At 27.1% G+C, this 21635-nt stretch carries 20 protein-coding genes; 2 read left to right on the top strand and 18 right to left on the bottom strand.

Going from position 1 to position 21635, the window contains the following annotated elements:
• Window positions 1-283 precede the first annotated feature (283 nt).
• From KYD98_RS15820 to KYD98_RS15750, 14 genes are all read right to left on the bottom strand, one after another.
• Window positions 284-1129 (bottom strand): ABC transporter permease, encoded by an 846-nt coding sequence (locus KYD98_RS15820; protein WP_219781017.1) that lies wholly within the window; start codon window positions 1127-1129, stop codon window positions 284-286.
• A 255-nt stretch (window positions 1130-1384) separates the two neighbouring features.
• Window positions 1385-2197, bottom strand: coding sequence for a molybdate ABC transporter substrate-binding protein (gene modA / locus KYD98_RS15815; protein WP_219781016.1), 813 nt, complete (start codon window positions 2195-2197; stop codon window positions 1385-1387).
• A gap of 242 nt (window positions 2198-2439) precedes the next feature.
• The gene (locus KYD98_RS15810) at window positions 2440-2880 is read right to left on the bottom strand and encodes an MOSC domain-containing protein (RefSeq protein WP_219781015.1); all 441 of its coding nucleotides are present in this window, start codon (window positions 2878-2880) and stop codon (window positions 2440-2442) included.
• 162 nt (window positions 2881-3042) lie between these two features.
• Window positions 3043-3510, bottom strand: a complete 468-nt coding sequence (gene moaC, locus KYD98_RS15805) for a cyclic pyranopterin monophosphate synthase MoaC (RefSeq protein ID WP_219781014.1) — start codon at window positions 3508-3510, stop codon at window positions 3043-3045.
• A gap of 2 nt (window positions 3511-3512) precedes the next feature.
• A complete protein-coding gene (gene moaA / locus KYD98_RS15800; protein ID WP_219781013.1) occupies window positions 3513-4469 on the bottom strand; it encodes a GTP 3',8-cyclase MoaA in 957 nt (318 codons plus the stop codon).
• A gap of 7 nt (window positions 4470-4476) precedes the next feature.
• Complete coding sequence (mobA, locus tag KYD98_RS15795; protein WP_219781012.1) at window positions 4477-5070, bottom strand: molybdenum cofactor guanylyltransferase; 594 nt, start codon at window positions 5068-5070, stop codon at window positions 4477-4479.
• Window positions 5071-5295: 225 nt separating this feature from the next.
• Window positions 5296-5868, bottom strand: a complete 573-nt coding sequence (locus tag KYD98_RS15790; protein ID WP_219781011.1) for a 4Fe-4S dicluster domain-containing protein — start codon at window positions 5866-5868, stop codon at window positions 5296-5298.
• A 43-nt stretch (window positions 5869-5911) separates the two neighbouring features.
• Window positions 5912-7294, bottom strand: coding sequence for a [FeFe] hydrogenase, group A (locus tag KYD98_RS15785; protein ID WP_219781010.1), 1383 nt, complete (start codon window positions 7292-7294; stop codon window positions 5912-5914).
• A gap of 34 nt (window positions 7295-7328) precedes the next feature.
• Window positions 7329-7913 (bottom strand): 4Fe-4S dicluster domain-containing protein, encoded by a 585-nt coding sequence (locus tag KYD98_RS15780; RefSeq protein WP_219781009.1) that lies wholly within the window; start codon window positions 7911-7913, stop codon window positions 7329-7331.
• Between the two features lie 32 nt (window positions 7914-7945).
• Entirely contained in the window at window positions 7946-9298 is a 1353-nt protein-coding gene (gene fdhD / locus KYD98_RS18455; protein ID WP_308462466.1) for a formate dehydrogenase accessory sulfurtransferase FdhD, read from the bottom strand.
• On the bottom strand, window positions 9273-10487 hold the full coding sequence (locus tag KYD98_RS15765; RefSeq protein WP_219781008.1) for a molybdopterin molybdotransferase MoeA: 1215 nt from the start codon (window positions 10485-10487) through the stop codon (window positions 9273-9275). The genes fdhD and KYD98_RS15765 overlap by 26 nt, the downstream gene beginning before the upstream one ends.
• Before the next feature lie 241 nt (window positions 10488-10728).
• Window positions 10729-12864: a formate dehydrogenase subunit alpha gene (gene fdhF, locus KYD98_RS15760; protein ID WP_219781007.1), complete on the bottom strand. Its 2136-nt coding sequence runs from the start codon at window positions 12862-12864 to the stop codon at window positions 10729-10731.
• 134 nt (window positions 12865-12998) lie between these two features.
• The gene (locus KYD98_RS15755) at window positions 12999-13349 is read right to left on the bottom strand and encodes a Na-translocating system protein MpsC family protein (RefSeq protein WP_219781006.1); all 351 of its coding nucleotides are present in this window, start codon (window positions 13347-13349) and stop codon (window positions 12999-13001) included.
• 409 nt (window positions 13350-13758) lie between these two features.
• Window positions 13759-14973, bottom strand: coding sequence for a molybdopterin molybdotransferase MoeA (locus KYD98_RS15750; protein WP_219781005.1), 1215 nt, complete (start codon window positions 14971-14973; stop codon window positions 13759-13761).
• A 433-nt stretch (window positions 14974-15406) separates the two neighbouring features.
• On the opposite strand from KYD98_RS15750, the gene KYD98_RS15745 reads away from it, so the two are divergent.
• Window positions 15407-15904: a MogA/MoaB family molybdenum cofactor biosynthesis protein gene (locus KYD98_RS15745; protein WP_219781004.1), complete on the top strand. Its 498-nt coding sequence runs from the start codon at window positions 15407-15409 to the stop codon at window positions 15902-15904.
• Window positions 15905-16115: 211 nt separating this feature from the next.
• Window positions 16116-16964 (top strand): CPBP family intramembrane glutamic endopeptidase, encoded by an 849-nt coding sequence (locus KYD98_RS15740; RefSeq protein WP_219781003.1) that lies wholly within the window; start codon window positions 16116-16118, stop codon window positions 16962-16964.
• Between the two features lie 256 nt (window positions 16965-17220).
• Here the strand turns inward: KYD98_RS15740 and KYD98_RS15735 are convergent, their stop codons facing one another.
• From KYD98_RS15735 to KYD98_RS15720, 4 genes are all read right to left on the bottom strand, one after another.
• Window positions 17221-17913: a phosphoribosylanthranilate isomerase gene (locus tag KYD98_RS15735; RefSeq protein WP_219781002.1), complete on the bottom strand. Its 693-nt coding sequence runs from the start codon at window positions 17911-17913 to the stop codon at window positions 17221-17223.
• Between the two features lie 4 nt (window positions 17914-17917).
• Window positions 17918-18856, bottom strand: coding sequence for a carbohydrate kinase family protein (locus KYD98_RS15730; protein ID WP_258049870.1), 939 nt, complete (start codon window positions 18854-18856; stop codon window positions 17918-17920).
• 250 nt (window positions 18857-19106) lie between these two features.
• Window positions 19107-19712 (bottom strand): DUF421 domain-containing protein, encoded by a 606-nt coding sequence (locus KYD98_RS15725; RefSeq protein ID WP_219781001.1) that lies wholly within the window; start codon window positions 19710-19712, stop codon window positions 19107-19109.
• A 436-nt stretch (window positions 19713-20148) separates the two neighbouring features.
• A complete protein-coding gene (locus KYD98_RS15720) occupies window positions 20149-21393 on the bottom strand; it encodes a DUF1015 domain-containing protein (RefSeq protein WP_219781000.1) in 1245 nt (414 codons plus the stop codon).
• Window positions 21394-21635: the final 242 nt, after the last annotated feature.

Here is a 21635-nt window from a genome sequence, read left to right as displayed (position 1 = left end):
ATTCTCTAAATTAAATTCATTTTACTTAAATAAAATACTAATATACTTTGAATTTAAATATTTATATAATTACAAAAAAGAAGAAATAAAATGAAATTTAATCTATTTTATTTCTTCTTTTTATTTATCACAACATATAATCTTCTAAATATATATTAGCGAATTTGTTACACTTTTTTATTAGAAATATATACTAATTAAATCACTATGTTTTAAGTAAATTCCTCTGTCCATGAGCTTTATACTACAATATCAACATGGTTTTAAAACATAGCTAATCATATTAATCTTTATCTCTCAATAAAATTCTAATAATTAAAATCATAGCAAAAGATAAAACGTATAAAATCCCCGCAAATGCTGTTGCCATTCTAATGTCTGTTTGCATATATGTATATATTTGAAGTGGAATTGTTCTTGTTTTATTCATAACATTTCCTGCAAACATTAAAGTAGCACCAAACTCTCCTAAAGCTCTTACCCAACATAGTATAAGTGCAGATATTATTGTTTTTTTCAGCATAGGTATTATTATCTTTATATTAGTCTTAATTTTACTTGCACCTAATACATAACTTACTTCAAAAATTTCTTTAGGTACATCCTCTATAGAATTTTTTAAAAACTTTATATAAAGTGAAGAAGATACAAATAATTGAGATATTATTACTGCTATTGGTGTAAATGTAATACTGTATCCTAAATTTGAAAATATTTTACCTATAAATCCATTGTCTCCAAATGCTAAAAGTAATCCTATTCCTACTACTGCTGGTGGTAACACTATTGGAAGCTCAACTAAGATATCTACAATTTTAGTGATTTTATTTTTAGACACTTTAGCTAAATAAAAAGCTGTAGGCGTTCCAAATACAAATGTTAATAATACTGATATTGATGACGTTTTCATGCTTAATTTTAAACAATAAATATTATCTACATTCCTAATAGTTTCTAATAATTTTGTTATTCCTGAATATTTAATTAACCCTATTACAGGCACTATTAAGAAACATACATATAAAAATATTAATATTAAAAATATATAATTTGATATTTTAAGATTTTTAAATATTTTACACTTTTGTTTATCTACAATATATCTTTCTCTACAATTGCTTTCTATCATAAATTTCTCCTAAATATAATATAAGTCAAAAAATAACAAGTTAATACTAGTCCATTTTACGTGGATTTTTAACTTGTTATTTTCTCCTTTAGGTACGAAATAAAGTGGCTACACCACGTTTTAATTGACAATTGACAGTTGAAAATGCTCAATTGTGGTTGAAAGCCACAGGCTTTCTGAAAACTATATATTTTAGAAATCACAAAGTGATTTCATCCTAAATTGTCAATCGTCCATTGTCCATTCAAAACATATTTAATCTACTTTAAATCCATATTTTTTTAATATTTCTTTACCTTTATCACTTGTTAAATAATCAATAAATTCCTTAGCAACTTCACTATTTTCAGATTTATTAATTGCACCTATAGGATATTGCACCTTTAAATTTTCAAATTCCTTTAACTCTATAATGTCTAAGTCTTGTTTATTATTTTCATTTATATCAGTTTTATAAACTATCCCTATATCACCTTCACCTAAAGCGACCTTACTTACAACACTTTTTACATCTAATTCATTACTTTTTATATTATTCATTATATTTGTATAAGTATCTTGACTTATTTTTTTATCTGATAATTGACTATCTAAAGCTTTATGAAAATAATTTCCTACTGGTACAGATTTATCTCCAGCTATTATTTTAACTTCAGGCTTAGATAAATCTTCAAATTTATCTATAACAACATTACTCTTCTTGTTCTTACATAATACAAGGTTGTTTGCTGCAAATATATCACTTTCAGAAACATAATCCTCTTCTTTTAACTTATCCATATACTTAATATTAGCAGATGCAAATACATCAGCTTTAGTTCCTTGTTCAATTGATGTAACTAATGATTGACTTCCAGCAAAATTAAATACAGCATCAATATTTTTGTCATTTTTTATTTCTTTTCCAACCTCATTAAAGCATTCTGTAAGACTAGCTGCTGCAAATACAGTTACTGACTTTTCATTAGTTTTTTGAGCAGCACATCCATTTAATCCAAATGAAAACATACCAATAATCATACAAATACATATATTTTTTATACTTTTTCTTGTTAATATTTTATTCATCTATTATTCCCCCTATCTAATACTATGTTTTAATATAATATTAATATTATCGTATAAGGGTGAACTGGCATTGGAATTTGTTTTCTATAATCTCCTAATGAATATTTGTACAATTAATTGCTTGTCATCAATCTTTGATTGGGAACATGCATTAATTGGACTAATATTTATTTTTGGAGTTATGAAAACAAATTCCTCTGTCCATGAACTTTATACTATAATATTAATATTCATTCAAAATATTATAAAACTACTATTTTGTCCCCTGGCTTTATTGTTCCACCCTTAATTACTCTTGTAAATATGCCCTCTCTTGGCATAACACAATCACCAACTAGTTTTTTTATTTGGCATCCTTTATGACACTCTTTGCCTATTTGTGTTACTTCTTGCAACGTTTCACCTATTTTTAACCTAGATCCAACAGGCAATTCAAAAAGTACTATCCCTTCTGTAGTTATATTCTCTGCAAAATTTCCATATGTAAGATCTTTTGCTCCTAAACTATTCATTTTTTCTATACTTTCTTTTGCTAACAAACTTACTTGTCTATGCCATTTACCTGCATGTGCATCATTTTCTAATCCAAATTCCTCTATAAATATTCCTTTTTCTATAGGTTTTTTTATAACACCTTTTGTGCTGCTAATATTAACAGCAACAACTTTTCCTGTTATACTCATAAAATTATTCCCCCCTAAGTTCATTAAACTTTTTATTGATAACTATATGTTTTAAGTAAGCGATAATATTGTAGTATAAGGGCTAATTGGCATTGAAATTTGCTTTATACTACAATATTTATTGCTATAAAAAAAACATAGCCTTATTAATAATAAATTCTATTATTTTTTAATATAATCTCCACTTTTTCCACCAGTCTTTTTAATAAGAGTTATATTTCCTATTTCCATTTCTTTATCTACTGCTTTGCACATATCATATATAGTAAGTGCCGCTGTAGAAACTGCTGTTAGAGCTTCCATTTCAACTCCCGTTTTTCCTACAGTGGATACTTCCGCCTGTATTTTAATTTCATCTTCCAAGATTTCAAATTTAATATCCGCTCCAGTTATAAAAATGTTATGACACATAGGTATTAAATCCGAAGTCTTTTTTGCACCCATAATTCCTGCCACTTGAGCAACTGATAATACATCACCTTTTTTCATTTTTCCATTCTTTATTAAAACTACAGTTTCTTTTTTCAGTTTTATACTACCTGTTGCTATTGCAACTCTATTTGTGTCATTCTTTTCATTAACATTTACCATGTGAGCTCGTCCATCTTCATTAAAATGTGTGAATTTCATAATTACCCTCCTATAGCCGTCATAGTTCTATTTATATAATTACCTTGTTCTAAATTATGTTCTTTAGGTTTATTTTTTATTATTTCAACAATTGCATCATCTATATTCTCACCATTTCTTAAAACTTTTCCTATATCTATCTCATCATCTGAGTGAAGGCAAGTTTTAACTTTTCCATCCGCAGTTAATCTAAGCCTATTGCAATTTTCACAAAACTTACATGAAATAGGATTTATAATTCCAACTCTTCCTTTTCCATTAGGTAACTTATAATATTTTGCTGGTGATGACTTATCCTCATTTTCTATTTTTATCAATTCTTTATTCTTTTCTAACACAATATCGTTTGATAAATATTTATTTAATGCCCAATATTTAAGATCTCCTATAGGCATCAGCTCTATAAATCTAACATCTATTTCATGATCTTTAGTTAAATTAATAAAATCTTCAATCTCATCTTCATTAAAATCTTTAACTAAAACTACATTTAACTTTATAGGTGTAAGTCCTACCTTTTTAGCTTCTTCTATTCCTTCTAGAACTTTATTAAGATCTCCACCATTTGTTATTTCTTTATATTTACTTTCATTTAGTGTATCTAGACTTATATTAACTCTATTAAGACCAGCTTCTTTTAAATCTTTTGCATATTCCTTTAAAAGTAGACCATTAGTTGTCATTGCTAAATCTTTTACACCTTCAATTCTAGATATTCCTTTTATTAAAGTTAATACACCTTTTCTAACCAGAGGTTCTCCCCCTGTTATACGTATCTTATCTATTCCATTATTTACAAAAGATTTAGCTATTTTAAGAAATTCTTCTATTCTCAAAATTTCCTTATGGCTACATTTATTTATTCCTTTTTCTGGCATACAATATTTACATCTCAAATTACAAAGTTCAGTAACAGATATTCTTAAATAATTTATCCTTCGTCCATATGAATCTATCATTTAGTATTCACCTCTCTGCTGTAAAATTATTTAAATCCTCATAATTGTTTAAATTAATAAACATATCTAAATTTTTATCATATCTCCTAGCCTCATCTTCCTGTATATACAAGGTATTTATGTTATTAACTAAATAAAACAAAGATTTCTTGTCGGTAAAAATTACCTTTTTTATATATTTTATTACATTTTTTGAATAAAAGCCATTAAAAGGTTGTAAATTATTGTTTATTTTAGTTATACAAGCATCTACATCTTTATTTTTTATTTTTTCTTTCATAAATTTTATATAATTTAAATTTATATTAGGCATATCACAAGCTATAAAATAAACATATTTTGAACTACTTTCCTTAAGCCCAACATGAATTCCACTTAACGGACCGTTTCCTTTGATTTCATCACAAACTATTTTGCATAAAAAATCTTTATACTCATCTTTCTTGTTGGTAACTATAATAATTTCTTCAAATTCTTTTTTTAAATTATCTATTAAAATATTAATTAATCTCTTCTCATTTATCTTTAAAAATTGTTTATCAAAACCCATTCTTGAACTTTTGCCACCTGCGAGTATCACTGCTGTTTTAAATTTTTCCATACTGCACCTCTTTAAAATAAATTAAATTCTAAATACATAAAAGAAAATAATATATTAACATGTCTTTACATTAAAATAGTGCTACTCATAATTTTTAGATTTCTACATTAAATTATGAATAACAACTATAATATAAATCTTTTAAGTAATCTATAAATTCCTATTTATAGTAGTTGGCTAATTAATAAATTTTATTAAAAATTATATACTTTTAAATAAAATATTTTATCTATTTAAATTTGCTAAATCTTTAAGTGCATTTACTCTTTTTTTATTAACAGACTCTTTAAAATCTTCTTCGCTAACAACTCTTAATGCTGCTGTTGGGCAAATTTCCACGCAAGCTGGTCCATTTTCTCTGCCAATGCATAAATCACATTTATTAGCTACTAATTTTTCTATAGACTTTAACTTCCCAGAATCCATAGATTTTAACCCTTTTTGCATTACCTTTTCTCCATCTTTATATTCCACTACCATATCAATAGCTCCAAAAGGACATGCTATTAAACATGTTTTACATCCAACACATGTTTCCTTATTAATTACAATAACACCATTTTCATTAGTAATAGAACCGTTTGGACATGCATTTGCACAAGGTGCATTCTCACATTGTCTACATTGAACCGCTACAGTAATATTTGCTTTTTTTACAACAGTTAAACGTGGATTAAATTCCATATCATTTGGATCACCTAGAAACATATTTTCTTTTGTATGGGCTGCCACACAAGCTACTTGGCATGTTTTACAACCTATACATTTATTAGAATCTCCTATAACAAAACTATTCATTATTAAACTCTCCTATCTATATTTAAAGCATTAATATATTTTTTTATTTTTTTCTCACCGTATATTTGGTATGTAATAACTCATGAGAAATGTGTCCCAAAGGTTCATTTAAAAAATCATCATATAATTTTTTAATATCAGGATTTTTATGAGATTTTCTAATTTCAATATCACAATCGTGTTTATATATTGCTTCTCTCCTACTTTTATAAGCTAATTGTGTATTTTCCTTTAATAAAATCTTAGGTTGACCTCCACCACTAATACATCCTTGAGGACATGTCATAACTTCAATAAAGTCATACTCGCACTTACCTTGTTTTACTTTTTCAAGTATTGGAATAACATTCTTTAAGCCTGAAACTACAGCAATTTTTAATTGTAACTCTCCTACATTAACTACTGCATCTCTTATTCCTTCTTCCCCTCTAATAAATTCTAAATCTATCTTTGGAATTTCTTCTTTTGTTATTAGCTCATATCCTGTTCTTATAGCAGCTTCCATAACTCCGCCAGTAACTCCAAATATAGTACCAGCACCACTATAATTTCCTAAAGGTTTATCAAAATCTTCTTCTGGTAAATTTCTAAAATCAATTCCTTTATCCTTTATTAAGTAAGCTAACTCTCTAGTAGTTATTACAAGATCTACATCCTTAAATCTACTTGAATCCATATATTTTCTGTCACTTTCATATCCCTTGCATGTGCATGGCATAATAGCTACAGTAAAAATTTTAGCTGGATCTATATCTTCAATTTTTGCTCCATAAGTTTTAAATATAGCCCCTGCCATCTGTTGAGGTGACTTACAAGTTGATAAATGACTTAATAATTCTGGATATTCTTGTTCAGCAAATTTTACCCATGCTGGACAACAAGATGTAAACATAGGTAACTTTTCTTTCTTTAAAATCCTTTTTATAAGTTCATTTCCTTCTTCGATTATAGTTAAATCAGCTGCAAAATTCGTATCATAAATTTTATCAAACTTTAAGCCTCTAAGTGCTGATGCCATTTTTCCTGGTGTTAATGTACCAAATGGTAGTCCAAATTCTTCTGCTAATGCAACCCTAACTGCTGGTGCACATTGTACTATCTTATGTATACTACTATCATTTAATATTTCTTTTACTTTTCTTACTTGTCCCATATTATAAGCTGCAAAAAGTGGTTCTGTTGTTTGTTCTAACATCCCTCTCTTTTTAAGCTTTTCTTGGACTTTAATATCATTAACATTAAAAATTTGTTCATAAGAACTACAAGCTTGAACACATTGTCCACACATAACACAAATATCATTATTTATTCTTTGTGGATTACCAAACTCACCTTCTATTGCATTAACAGGGCAAACTTCTGCACATTGCCTACAACCTGTACATAATTCTTCGTCTATATTAATTACATTTACATTTTGTAACATCAAAAAATCTCCTTCACTATTTTTTTGAATGTGCCTAGAACTTATTAACCAAACTATTTAATCCTAAAGCCGCTGAAATTTTTTTATTTTGCTTTTCTTCTGATGTATTAACCAAACTTAAAGCATCCTTAGGACATGCTTTTATACAAGCAGGAGTTCCAGTTTCTATACATAAATCACATTTATATGCAGTAACCTTTGATTTATTTTTTAATTCATTATCAGATTTTTCTTTTAAACCTTTTTGCATTAGTGATTTTCCATCTTGATATGATGGCAATACTTCTATTGCTCCAAAAGGACAAGCTAATACACAAGACTTACATCCTATACAAGTTTTTTCATCTATAAAAATAATATTATCTTGTTTTCTTATAGCTCCTACTGGGCATACATTTCCACATGGAGCATCTTCACATTGTCTACATTGAATTGGTGCTGTTTTTTTATTAACCTTAACAATATGTAATCTTGGTATAACAGGGACTTTTACAGTTCCTACTGTTAATCCAACGTTATTATCTTTGTTATGTACTGCAAAACAAGCTAATTCGCAAGCTTTACAACCTATACACTTACTATTATCACTTATAACAAAAGAATTACCGCTTGACTTCAAAACTTCTTCACGCCTCTCTTAATTTAATCTATCTAAAATAAAATTCTTTGCTTATTTGCATATATGTTCATCTTATTACCTCTAACAAAACCTATTAAGGTAATATTAAGCCTTTTAGCTAGTTCTAAAGATAAACTTGTAGGAGCTGATTTTGATATAATAATTGGTATTTGCAATTTTGCTGCTTTTAGTATCATTTCTAATGATACTCTTCCACTTAATATTAATATTTTATCTTTTAAGGATATGTCTTTTATAATAGCTTCTCCTATAACTTTATCTAGTGCATTATGTCTTGCTACATCTTCTGAAATAACCCTTATATCCTCTGTATCGCATAATGATACGCAATGTACTCCCCCTGTTGTCTTAAATACTTCTGAATAATCAAGATTTTTCTTCATGAATTCAAAGACCTTATTAAATTTTAAAGTTATGTTGCTATCTACTGGTTTACAGTTTATATCATCAAAAAAATCTATATTATTATCTTGTAATTTAACTTTTTTTGAATGAAAACTTTCTTTAATATTATCTTGATTTTTTATTTCTACATTTGCAGTTCCATTTGTTTCATCTATATTAAGATTAATTATATCCTTCTTAGAATTGATAATTCCCTCTGTTCTTAAAAAACCAATTGTCAATTCTTTAAACTTTTCTGGACTGCAAAATAATGTTGTTAATTTCTTTGAATTTAAAAAAATACTTAAAGCATATTCACGAACTAATATTTCATTTAGTTCAAATACTTCATCTTGCTTTATTTTAGTAATATTACAATTTAAAACTTTATCTATTGTTGTTTTGCTTTTAGGAAATAACAACTCAGTATAATTTTCTTTTTTTTCTGCCTTTTCAAGAATTTTTCTCTCAATAAAATTAGCTATAGAATATGCATCATCTAAATTTAGAATAGGAATATCTAAATTTAATGTCTCATTGCTTGCCACAGCTAAAAAAGTCTCTTTATTGAAACTCATATCTTCATAAAGTAATTTATTATCAATTTCTTTTCTATGAACCTCTATTTTCGGATATTTATTACTTTTAAATCCCTCTAAAATAACAATATCTATGTTTTCAAAAAATTTTATAATATCCTCTATGTTCTTTTCCTCTTTTTGAATTTGAATCATAGCTAATTTTTCATAAGATGAAATAATTACATTATCTGCTCCAGCCTTACTAAATTTATAACTATCTTTACCTTCTTTATCTATTTCAAACTTATGTGCATCATGTTTCAAAACTCCAACCTTATATTTTCTAAGCTTGAAAATTTTTATTAATTGTTCAATCAGTGTTGTTTTTCCTGTTCCAGACTTAGTAGCAACTATTGAAATAATGAAAGGATTATTATTTTTTAAATATAAATTTTCCATTAAAAACTTCTCCTGCTTTAGCATTTCCAAATTCTTTAGGTATAATTATTAATCCATTAGCTCTACTCATTGTCATTAAATGATTAGAACATTGAGAACCAATATTATATGCATAATAAACGCCATCTTTCTTTTTTATTTCAACATACACATATTTTTGTCTGCCTGGTTTTCCTTTAAAATCATCCATTAAAATAACAGGAAATTCTTCTGAATTACAATTTTCTTTTCCCATAACTTTTTCAATAGTTGGCTTTACAAAATTTTCAAAGCTAGTTATTAATGATGATGGGTTTCCTGGAAGTGCAAAAAATAATTTTTCATTAAATGTAGCAAAAGTTACTGGTTTTCCTGGCTTAATTGCTATTTTTGAAAATTTAATATCTGCTCCTATTTCTTTTAAAGTATCTTTAACAAAATCATAGTCTCCAACAGATGCTCCCCCTGAAGTAATAACAATATCTGCTTTTTCTAAAGCATACTTAATTTTTTCTTTTAAAATTTCTTTATCATCAGAAACAATCCCTAAAGATAAAGCTTCTGCATTTAAATTTGTTACTAACGCTTTTAATGAATATTCATTACTATTTCTTATTTGTCCATTTTGGATTTTAGAATTTATATCAACAAGTTCATCACCAGTAATAATAAGTGCTACAGTTGGTACCTTATAGACCTTAACGCTGCTATATCCAAGTGATGCTAATACTCCTATTTCTACTGGTCTTATAACAGTATTTTTATTAATTGCTAAATCACCTATTTTAATTTCTTCTCCAAATTTAATTATGTTATTACTTTCCTTTACCTGTTCAAAAATAAAAAGTTTATCTTCTTTTCTTTCAACTTTTTCAATTTCTATAACTGCATCTGCTCCATTAGGAATTGGAGCCCCTGTCATTATCTTATAAGCTTCTCCATTTTTTAAAGTATCATTAATAAAATCTCCTGCTTTTACTATTCCTTTTATCTTAAGCTCACAAATATTTTCTTTACTACAGTTAAATGTATCATTACTTTTTATAGCGTATCCATCCATAGCTGATTTATTAAATGGTGGCAAATTATCTTTAGAATGAATATCTTCTGCCAAAACTCTATTAATACTACTTAATAAATCTTTATTTTCTATTCCAAGTATTTTTGTTTCTTTACAAATTATATTTAGTGCATCATCTATATTAATCATATTAAAATTCCTTTCAAACAATAATAGAACAAAGTGGCTACACCACACTTTTTTTAGTTGAGAGTTGATAATTGAGAGTTTAGAGTTTTAGTTGAAAGTCTTAAAGACTTTCTAAAAATATATATTTTAAAATTCCATTAGGGAATTTTTCCCTTAACTCTCCACTCTCAACTGATATTTACTTGATAACACACATTTTTCCTATATTATTTTCTTTCGTGTATAAATGTGTATAAAATTTCTATTCTTTTATATTCATTTTTCTTCTTATTTTTTCATACTCATCTTTTACATATGATTCTGCCCAATCTTGATCATCAATTTTTTCTACTTTAACTGCACAATATTTAAATTCAGGAGTTTTACATATTGGATCTAAAGAATCATTAGTTAACTCATTACAAGCCCCTATCCACCAATGATATGTCATAAATGTAGATCCTTTCTTCGTTCTTTCGTTTATTGATGCTCTAGATATAACACTACCTCTTCTTGAAGTTACTCTAACTAGCTCTCCATCTTTTATTCCAAGATTTTCACCATCTTCAATACTCATACTAATAAAACCTGGTTCATCTGCTAAACTTCTTAATGCTCTACAATTTCCAGTCATTGTTCTAACTGAATAATGTCCTACTTCTCTAACTGTAGATAAACTTAATGGATAGTCTTTATCAGGAACTTCCATAGGTTGTCTCCATTCGCAAGCAAATAACTTTCCTTTTCCATTATCAGTTGAAAATTTATTTCCTGAATATAAATATTTAGTTCCTTTGTGTTGTTCATTAGGACATGGCCATTGAACTCCACCTAGTTCATCAAGTTTTTTATAACTTGCTCCTGCAAAATCTGGACATAAACTTCTCATTTCATCCCATATTTCTTCTGTATTCTTATAACTCATTTCATATCCCATGGCTGTTGCTATATCACATATAATTTCCCAATCTGTTTTTACATTGCCTTTTGGTTCAACAGCTTTTCTAATTCTTTGGAATCCACGATCTGCTGATGAATAAACTCCATCATGTTCACCCCAACTAGTTGCTGGCAAAACTACATCAGCATGAAGTGCAGTTTTATTCATAAAAATATCTTGAACTATTACTAATTCCATTTCATCTAAAGCTTCTCTTAATTCAGCTGCATTTGGATCACTTTGTACTGGATCTTCTCCAAATATGTAATAAGCCTTTAATTTATTTTCTTTTAATACTAGATGAGGTACTTCTGTTAAGAAATATCCAACCTTATCAGATAACTTAACGCCCCAAGCTTTCTCAAATTTTTCTTTAACTTTTTTATCTGTAACTTTTTGATATCCTGGATATACATTAGGTAAAGCTCCCATATCACAAGAACCTTGAACATTATTTTGACCACGAACAGGGCCAATTCCTACATTAAGTTTTCCAAAATTTCCTGTTAAAAGTGCTAATGAAGCTAATCCTTTTACCACATCTACAGCTTGTGAGAATTGGCATACTCCCATTCCATAAAGAATAGTTGCAGTTTTTGCTTTTGAATATTCTCTCATAGCCTTTCTTATATCATCAGCTTTAACACCAGTGATTTTTTCTGCATATTCTGGAGTATACTTTTTAACATTTTCTTTATATTCTTCAAATCCTTCTGTATAATTTCTAACGTATTCTTTATCATATAACTCTTCATTTATTAATACATTACCAAAAGCATTTACTAATACCATATTAGTTCCACCTTTTATAGGTAAATGTAGATCAGCAAACTTTGAAGTTTCAGTTATTCTTGGATCTGTAACAATTATTTTTGCTCCTTTTTCTTTTGCTTTAACTATTCTTCTTGCTACAATTGGATGAGTATCTGCTGCATTATATCCAAAAATAAATACTAAATCTGTATCTTCTATTTCCTCAATAGAATTAGACATTGCTCCATCACCTAGTGAATAAGATAATCCTGCTACTGATGGACCATGACAAACTCTTGCACAATGATCAACATTGTTAGTTCCAATTACAGCTCTCATAAATTTTTGCATTATATAATTAGCTTCATTTCCTGGACCTCTTGCTGCCCCTGTTCCCATAATAGCATCTGGACCATATTTTTCTTTTATAGCTGTTAACTTTTCTGCAACAAACTTAGTTGCCTCTTCCCATGATACTTCTTCTAATAAACCGTTCTTTCTTATCATTGGTTGCTTAATTCTAGCAGTCAATATTTTAGGATCATTTAAAAAGTCCCAACCATAATGACCTTTTAAACATAATTTACCTTCATTAGTTCTTCCATTAGCTGGCTCCGCTCTAACAATTTCACCATCTTTTACTACTAAATAAAGCTGACATCCGCTTCCACAGTATGGACATACCGTTAACACTTTCTTTTCCATATAAAAAATTCTCCTTTAATTTAAAATATTTGTTTTTTTAACTATATTTGTAAAAATAAAAAAAGCCAGTACAAAGTGTCTACTAACACAAAGTACTGGCTTATCAAAAAGCTAAGATATTTCTTTCTCTTCAATCAAACCATTTTTCTATTAATTTTTATTACTATTTCCCTATCTCTATTTTCTAAATTATATATTTCCCAATCATAATCAAAATCTTTTCCAATAATATTATGAACTTCATCTAAAAATTCCTCTTCAAGATGTGGCTTTATATATTTCCAATATTTTTTCACTTCATTGCAAGCCCCTTGATTAACTAAAATTTCAGATAAATTAGAAAGTATTCCTTTAATGTGTATAATTATAAGATTTCCCTTTATATTTACTTTAACATTATCAGGACCTTTTCCTCTATAATATTTAACAATCTTTATCGATAGTTTTCTTATTTTCTCTTGTAATTCTAACTCTTCACTAAGCAAACTTACACCTCAATGCCATAATAATGGTATTTATAAATACCATTTTAACCCGACAAAATTTAATAGTCAAATAAATATTTTATCTTTTTCGACTATATTCTGTAATTTTCCACTATATTATTATAATAGCACATGATTTTCTTTATCATTCTATATAATGATAATTTTTAAATATAAATACGACCTATTTCAAAAAACTATTTAATTGTACTATAATTTTAACAGACAAATTATTTAAAATATATAAGTTCCTTACTAAACTAGTTGGTTATACCATTTATAAATATTATATAACTTATTATAAAGTACTTAATTGATGATATTAATTTGTATAGTAGAGAGTGAATTTATCTTTGTGATTATTTAAAAATTCAACACTTATTCATAATTTTGAAAGAATATCTCTTTATTATTTTCTAAATATAAATTTTCCATTAAGTACTTGTCCTGCTTTTACATCTCCAATTTCTTTAGGAACAATAACTATTCCATTGGCTCTACTCATAGTCATTAGATGATTAGAACACTGTGATCCTACTTTATATGCACAATAACTTCCATCTACCTTTTTTATTTGAACATACACATATTTTTCTCTACCCACTTCATCATGAAAATCATACATTAATTTAACAGGAAATTCTTCTGAATCAAAATTATCTTTTCCCATCATTTTTTCAATACTTGGTTTAACAAATTTTTGGAATGTTGTTATTATAGATGATGGGTTCCCTGGAAGTGCAAAAAATAATTTTTCCTTAAATGTAGCAAATGTTACTGGTTTTCCTGGTTTGATTGCTATTTTTGAAAATTTAATATCAGCTCCTATTTCTTTTAAAATATCTTTAACAAAATCATAATCCCCAACAGATGCTCCTCCTGAAGTAATAACAATATCTGAATTTTCTAATGCATATTTCATTTTTTCTTTTAAATTCTCTTTATCATCAGAAACAATACCTAAAGATAAAACTTCTGCATTTAAACCTGTCACTAATGCTTTCAATGAATATTCATTACTATTTCTTATTTGGCCCTTTTCAATATTTGAATTTATATCAACAAGTTCATCACCAGTAATAATTAATGCTACAGTTGGAGCTTTGTAAACATTAATATTACTGTACCCAAGTGATGCTAATGCTCCTATTTCTACTGGTCTTATAACACAATCTTTCTTAATTGCTAAATCACCAAGTTTAATTTCTTCACCAAATTTGATTATATTATTATCCTTTTCTATTTCCTCAAAAATTAAAAGATTATTATCTTCTGTTTCAATATCTTCAATTTTTATAACTGCATCTGCCCCTTTAGGTACTGGTGCCCCTGTCATTATTTTATAAGCTTCTCCATTTTTTAAAGTATCTTCAATAAAATCCCCTGCTTTTATAATACCTTTTATCTTAAGTTTACAGCTATTCTCTCTACTACAGTTAAATGTATCACTACTTTTTATAGCATATCCATCCTTTGAGGACTTATTAAATGGTGGTAAATTATCCTTAGAGTATATATCTTCTGCTAAAACTCTATTAACACTATCTAATAAATCCCTCTTTTCTATTCCAAGTATTTTTGTTTCCTTATTAATTATATTTAGTGCTTCTTCTATATTAATCATCTCAAATCCCCTTCTTATTAAATATTAATAAATAAGATCAAATTTTTATAAGTTATATTGCAATAAACTTTTTTATTCGAACATTATTTATTGCTAAATATATACTTTATAATACATATTTTTCTATATATTTACTAATGTATATATTCAACCTATATTATTGAAATCCTTTTAATTAATTCTATAATGCTCTTTACTATATAATTTTAAATTTATTAATATCTTTAAAAGAGAATCTAATCTAACAATTTAATTTAATAATTCTTAATTTTTTACCATATTTGTATTGTAGAAATGTATAACTCTAATTAGGTATTATTTGCTCTATTATTCTACATAATAGTAAGTTTTAATTTAAATATTATTTAGATGTAAAATGATTATAGCTTGTGTATTAAAATATATATGAAAATTGTTGATAGGAGATATGATTATGATAAAAACAGCTATACTTACTATGAGTGATAAAGGACATGTTGGTGAACGTGAAGATATTACAGGACCAACTATTAAAAATATTCTTCCAAAAGATAAATATTCTATAACTTATTACAAAGTACTACCTGATGACATTGATTTGATAAGTAAAGAATTAATTTATCTTTGTGATGATTTAAAAGTTAACTTGATTCTTACAAATGGTGGTACTGGATTTTCTAAAAGAGATGTAACGCCTGAAGCAACATTGAAAGTATCTGAAAAATTAGTCCCTGGATTTGGTGAAGCAATGAGAGCTGCCTCTTTAAAAATAACACCTAAAGCTATGTTATCAAGGGGTATTTCTGGTATAAGAAATGAAACATTAATTATAAATTTACCTGGTAGTCCTAAAGGTGCTTCTGAAAATTTAGAAGTAATTTTAGATGCTATTCCTCATGGCATTGATATACTAACAGGACATGCAACTGAATGTGCAACACCTAAAAAATAAGAAGAACAAAATTTTTTGCTTTACTATTTGATTCTTTACAGCATAATTAATTTTTTAATATTAAGGCACGTTCAAAAAAAATAATAGACCAGTATGCTGGTCTATTTTATTTCATGTGCCTAATATTGCATTCTTAGATTTATTTTTAATAAAATTTAACTTTATTTAAATATATTATATTAAATATACTATTAAAATTAGGAGAATAACTATGAACTTTTCAAAACTTAATTTCTTTAAACCCATAACCAATTTAGAATACGACAAAATTTCTTTTTATGAATCAGGCTTTTTCAAAGGTCTATCAATTGTACTTTTCTTCATTATAATAAACGATATAATTTCTATCCCTATATTTAAGTTAAAAGAACTTAACGGTGGTATTTATTCATTAATAAAAATAATTTTATCTATAGTAGTTACATCAATATCAATACTTATAATGAATAAAATATTTTCTTATCCTACTAATACACAAAATAGTAAATTTAAATTTTCAAAAAGAGATTTTATGTTTATAGCTTTATTAATTTTAGGATATAGGATATTTTTTGATGGTAACTTATCTTACTTATTAGATTTAATCCCTGATCCAGAAATTTCAAAATATTTTAACGAACTTTTTAATCTTGATCCAATATATATGACCTTTGTAGTTATAATAATAGGCCCTTTACAGGAGGAGTTTATAAATAGAGGAATAATACTTAATGGATTACTAAAAAAATACTCAAATAAAGCAGCCTTAATCATTTCAGCTTTAATATTTGCTATAATGCATTTAAACTTTCAACAAGGAATCAATGCTTTTATATTAGGTTTATTTTTTGGTTATATTTATATAAAAACTAAATCTATATATTTAACTATATTCGCTCACTTTTGTAATAACCTACTAGTATTTCCATTAGATATACTTGATTCACTTCCTATTAACACAGTAATTAAATGTATAGTATTTACTTTAGTTGGTGGGATATTAATGTTTTTTGCATTTAAATATATGAACTTAAAGTCATTTAACTGGGTAAATTATAGAGAACAAGATTCTGTTAGCTAATTTTATATTTGTAATTTACCATAATATTTATGAATCCTAAGCATAAAAAGAGCATAAAACCGAGATCTAAAAACTCTTTAAAAGTTCTATTATCTCACTTTTATGCTCTATCTTTTTTCTGTTTTTCTTCTATATTTTTAATTCTACACATAATAAACTATCATATTCTACATATTTATAAATGTATAAATGATAGACTCTATTTTAAAACAGTGTTGATATTATAGTATAAGGGCGAATTGGAATTTGCTTTCTTTTATAATCCTAATTTTTCAGCAATCTTATCTGCTCTTTCACAAAATTCTTTTACTTTTGGAATATCTTTTTCCATTACACCATCATTGTATTTATAGCTTGTCTTGGTTAAAGAATCTACACCATAAGGTCTAACCTCTTTGATACATTCTTCTACATTATCTGGTCCTAATCCACCAGCAATAATCACAGGTATATTTACTGTTCTTACAATCTCAGCATCAATATTCCAATCATGAGTCATCCCACTTGCACCAATACCTGTATCTGCTGCAAGACCTGAATCTGTTAAGATATAATCACAGAATTTTGCATATTCTTTTGCACGTTCTACAGCTTCAGGTCCATCTACAAGAACGGCCTGCATTAATTCAACACCTGGACATTCTTTATGTAATCTTTCAGCAAAAGCTGCATCAGCTGTATATTCCATGCCTGCAATATGCAGGATATCTGGTTTTACTCTATTTGCAATAAAAATCATTTCATCTGGATCTTTATTTAACATAATAGCTACACATTTAACACCACGTTTTTTTGCCTCATTGAAAATACGGTCTACAACATCAAATGGAACACGGTGGGCTGGTACCCCTCCACTTTGCATAGGCACTAAACCAATATGGTCTGCACCTGCATCCATAGTTGCAACACTTTCATTATAGTTTACTAAAGAATAAATTTGTTTTTTCATATCTTTACACCTCTTTAAAAAATTTCCTTGATCTTTCTATTACATTTTTACTATTTAAATTTGGAGATACTGACTGAGTGACTTCTACAGTTAAACTAGCTGCTGCCTGAGTAAAAATTCCTACTTTTCTTAATGATATTGTATTTTTATACTGAAAGCTTGCCCATATTATAGTTGCCATACTGCAATCACCAGCTCCATTTACACTCACTACATGTGAAGTTAAAGTTGGTATACACTCCTCTTCTCCTTCTCTTGAACACAAAATTCCCTTTTCACCTAAAGATATAAAGACATTTTTTATTCCTTTCTTCAATAAAACTTTAGCTGCTTCTTTAGCACTTTCAGTATCAATAATTTTTATTCCTGATAAAGCACTTGCTTCTAATTTATTGGGTTTAAAAGTATCAATCTTGTTTAGAACGTTTTCAAATCTATTTACTTTGGCAATAGATACTGGATCTACAAAAATTGGTACAGTACAATTATTTGCAAGCCACTCAATAGAATCTTTAGGAATATTTCCATCAATCACACAAATAGATGCTTTGTTAATAAAATTTATACGTCTCTTTAAGAATTCTGGAGTAATATTTTCTATAATTTTCATATCATTAACTGCTGTAACCATCTCTCCTTGGTCATCTGTTATATATAAATAAGTTGAACTTTTTGTATTAAAAATACATTGAGCATAATCTAAGTGAATATCATGCTTACTACATTCTGATGATATAAATTTCCCAAAATAATCATCCCCATAAACGGTTATTAAGTATGTAGGGACATCTAACTTAGCTAAGTTTTGAGCAATATTATGTCCCACTCCACCAACGGTCATTTGAATATCTCCAATATTTGAATCTTTTTCCCGATATATATCTTTAGCTAATCCTACTATATCTAAATTCAATCCGCCTATTACTGTTACATAATTATCCATTAGCAGTCAGTACCTCCTTAACTTTATGAATAAACTATAACATAAAACATTGAATTTTTAAAACATTTATTTACATATAAAGAATTTATTTACTAAATTTTCTTCTTGAATCTATAAAATAAAAATATTTATTTAACTAATTCACTCTCTATCTATTTCATTTTTTCATCCATAAAATCTTCACAAATTTTCTACTCTATAATAAAGTCTGAAGTTTGACAAATATTATTGTTGACTACATAATATTACCTTAGGGTTCGTTCTTGTTACCCTCAAATTTTTTATTTTCTATCTCTTGAAAAATATTATTACCTTGACTTTGCTGCGACTGAGGCTTTATGTTACTAACCATTATCCTTAATTGAGATATTTCATTTATTAAATTACCTAAATCCTCTTGAGTTACAGGTTTTTTATTATCTTTTAACTCATATCCCAATTGGCCACTAACTTCAATTGTTGCCCACTTGACATCTTCTATTGCTGCTATTCCTACCTGCCTTAATCTTGTTTCAAGTCTATCTACTGATAACCTAAGTTTTTTTAAATTTTTAATATTTAGTTTACCATTTTCTATAACAAGCACTGCTTTACCATTAATAAAAGTTTCTAAAAAATCCACCTTAACCTCTAAATACTCAGCAATTATCATTAATATTGTTAGTACAAGTGCTACTAAAAATGTTATTAATAATCCTCTTCCTGTTACAGGTTGAATTAGCAATGATCCTAACCCTATCATTACTATAACTTGTGATATTGTCATCTGAGAAATAGATTTTCTACCACCTATTCTTAGAATCGCAGTACCAACTACAAATATAAGTATGGATTCCCAAATCCAGTTTAAATTCATAAATACATCTCCTTAAATTATCATTAATCTTATTAATACTATTCTCTTATCTATTATCATAAAATTTATGATAGTTATACCTAATTGCAAAATATAAGATATCACAACTATTACCAATTTAATATTTATAGTATGTAATAATAAAAAAATAAGCAGTTAAAATATATCACTATTTCTAACTGCTTATTAATTTATCTTAATAACCTTTATGTTTTATTTAAAAAATGACATATGAAGAAGGGATAAGATTTATCAACATCTTATTTCAATACTCTCTCAAGAGTTGAAATTTAATACTCTAATCTTACCCCTCTATTTACTTTTTATTTAAATTTCAATATAAAAATCAATATTCTTGATTCTTTCTTCCTTTCCCTTTGCTTTAAAATCTTCAATCTTTTTTATTTCTTGGTTAATCTTTTTTTGATGGGGATATTTAACTTAATTTATGCACAAACAAACCACTTCTTAATTTTGGCTCAAACCAAGTTGATTTTGGTGGCATTACTTCTCCAATATCTGCAACGTCCATAATATCACGTACTTCAGTTGGATACATAGAAAATGCCACTTTCATATCTTTATTTACTCTTCTTTCAAGCTCTTTAATTCCTCTAATTCCACCTATAAAATCAATTCTATCAGATGTTCTAACATCCTCAATTCCCAAAATAGGTGTTAGTATGTTATCTTGAAGTATTGCTACATCAAGACTATCTATTGGATCATCAGCATTATATATACCATCTTTTGCCTCTAACAGATACCACTTATTTTCTAAATACATTCCAAATGTATGCTTTTTATTAGGTTTTATTGACTCATTATTTAGTGATTCAGATATGATAAATTTCTCCTGAATTTTTTCCATTAATTCATCTGTACTTAATCCATTTAAATCCCTAACCACTCTATTATAATCCATTACCATTAAATCATTATCTGGAAAAGCAACTGCTAAAAAATAATTAAATTCTTCTTCTCCTGTATAATTTGGATTACTTTCTCTTCTTTTTAATCCAACCTTTACAGCAGATGCTGATCTATGATGTCCATCTGCTATATAAAAATTCTTTACGTCTTTAAATAATTCAACTATTTCATTAATAATTATTTCATTATCTATAACCCAAACAATGTGAGTTATTCCATCATCAGCCACAAAATTATATACCGGTTTTTTTTGTGTCCATGATTTTATTAATTCTGATGCTATATCATTCTCTTTATATGTCAAGAAAATTGGTCCTGTGTTTGCATCACAATAATCAACATGATTTATTCTATCTTTTTCTTTATCAGCTCTAGTAAATTCATGCTTTTTTATTACATTATTTAAATAATCATCAATTGATGCACAAAATACTATTCCCGTTTGAGCTCTACCATTCATTATTTGTCTATAAATATAAAGGTAAGGTTTTTCATCTTGAATATATTCTTTATCTTTAATCATCCTATTAAGATTTTCCTTAGCCTTTTCATAAACCTTCTTGTCATGTATATCTATTGAAAGATCTAAATCTACTTCTGCTCTATCAACATGTAAAAAAGAATATTTATTTCCCTCTACCATCACTCTTGCTTCTTCACTATCCATAACATCATAAGGAAGAGCTGCTATTTTTGGCGCTAATTCTTTAACTGGTCTGATCCCCTTAAAAGGTTTAACTACAGCCATCATTATTCCTCCTAAAAATTAATTTATTATTCTTATATATGTTATATATTTTGAAGTGCATAAAAATAATAATTGAAATATGCACCTAATAATTTTAATTATGTTTCAAATAACTTTTTATTAATTAAATATATAATCTTATATATAGGTTATATAAAAGATTATAAATATATTAACTTAATTAGAACATATATATTAAAAATCAGTGAAAGATTTTACTTCCACTGATTTAATATATAAAT

Source organism: Clostridium weizhouense, from assembly GCF_019431045.1.
Classification (GTDB): domain Bacteria; phylum Bacillota; class Clostridia; order Clostridiales; family Clostridiaceae; genus Clostridium; species Clostridium weizhouense.
This window is presented reverse-complemented; position numbering and strand designations above follow the sequence as displayed.

Bases quoted from the DNA above. Each gene is read 5' to 3' on its own strand.
- KYD98_RS15740 (WP_219781003.1), top strand. From the start codon at position 16,116: ATGAACTTTTCAAAACTTAATTTCTTTAAACCCATAACCAATTTAGAA.
- KYD98_RS15720 (WP_219781000.1), bottom strand. From the start codon at position 21,393: ATGGCTGTAGTTAAACCTTTTAAGGGGATCAGACCAGTTAAAGAATTA.
- fdhD (WP_308462466.1), bottom strand. From the start codon at position 9,298: ATGGAAAATTTATATTTAAAAAATAATAATCCTTTCATTATTTCAATA.
- KYD98_RS15810 (WP_219781015.1), bottom strand. From the start codon at position 2,880: ATGAGTATAACAGGAAAAGTTGTTGCTGTTAATATTAGCAGCACAAAA.
- KYD98_RS15820 (WP_219781017.1), bottom strand. From the start codon at position 1,129: ATGATAGAAAGCAATTGTAGAGAAAGATATATTGTAGATAAACAAAAG.
- modA (WP_219781016.1), bottom strand. From the start codon at position 2,197: ATGAATAAAATATTAACAAGAAAAAGTATAAAAAATATATGTATTTGT.
- KYD98_RS15730 (WP_258049870.1), bottom strand. From the start codon at position 18,856: ATGGATAATTATGTAACAGTAATAGGCGGATTGAATTTAGATATAGTA.
- KYD98_RS15725 (WP_219781001.1), bottom strand. From the start codon at position 19,712: ATGAATTTAAACTGGATTTGGGAATCCATACTTATATTTGTAGTTGGT.
- KYD98_RS15735 (WP_219781002.1), bottom strand. From the start codon at position 17,913: ATGAAAAAACAAATTTATTCTTTAGTAAACTATAATGAAAGTGTTGCA.
- KYD98_RS15790 (WP_219781011.1), bottom strand. From the start codon at position 5,868: ATGAATAGTTTTGTTATAGGAGATTCTAATAAATGTATAGGTTGTAAA.
- KYD98_RS15765 (WP_219781008.1), bottom strand. From the start codon at position 10,487: ATGATTAATATAGATGATGCACTAAATATAATTTGTAAAGAAACAAAA.
- moaA (WP_219781013.1), bottom strand. From the start codon at position 4,469: ATGATAGATTCATATGGACGAAGGATAAATTATTTAAGAATATCTGTT.
- fdhF (WP_219781007.1), bottom strand. From the start codon at position 12,864: ATGGAAAAGAAAGTGTTAACGGTATGTCCATACTGTGGAAGCGGATGT.
- KYD98_RS15750 (WP_219781005.1), bottom strand. From the start codon at position 14,973: ATGATTAATATAGAAGAAGCACTAAATATAATTAATAAGGAAACAAAA.
- KYD98_RS15785 (WP_219781010.1), bottom strand. From the start codon at position 7,294: ATGTTACAAAATGTAAATGTAATTAATATAGACGAAGAATTATGTACA.
- mobA (WP_219781012.1), bottom strand. From the start codon at position 5,070: ATGGAAAAATTTAAAACAGCAGTGATACTCGCAGGTGGCAAAAGTTCA.
- moaC (WP_219781014.1), bottom strand. From the start codon at position 3,510: ATGAAATTCACACATTTTAATGAAGATGGACGAGCTCACATGGTAAAT.
- KYD98_RS15745 (WP_219781004.1), top strand. From the start codon at position 15,407: ATGATAAAAACAGCTATACTTACTATGAGTGATAAAGGACATGTTGGT.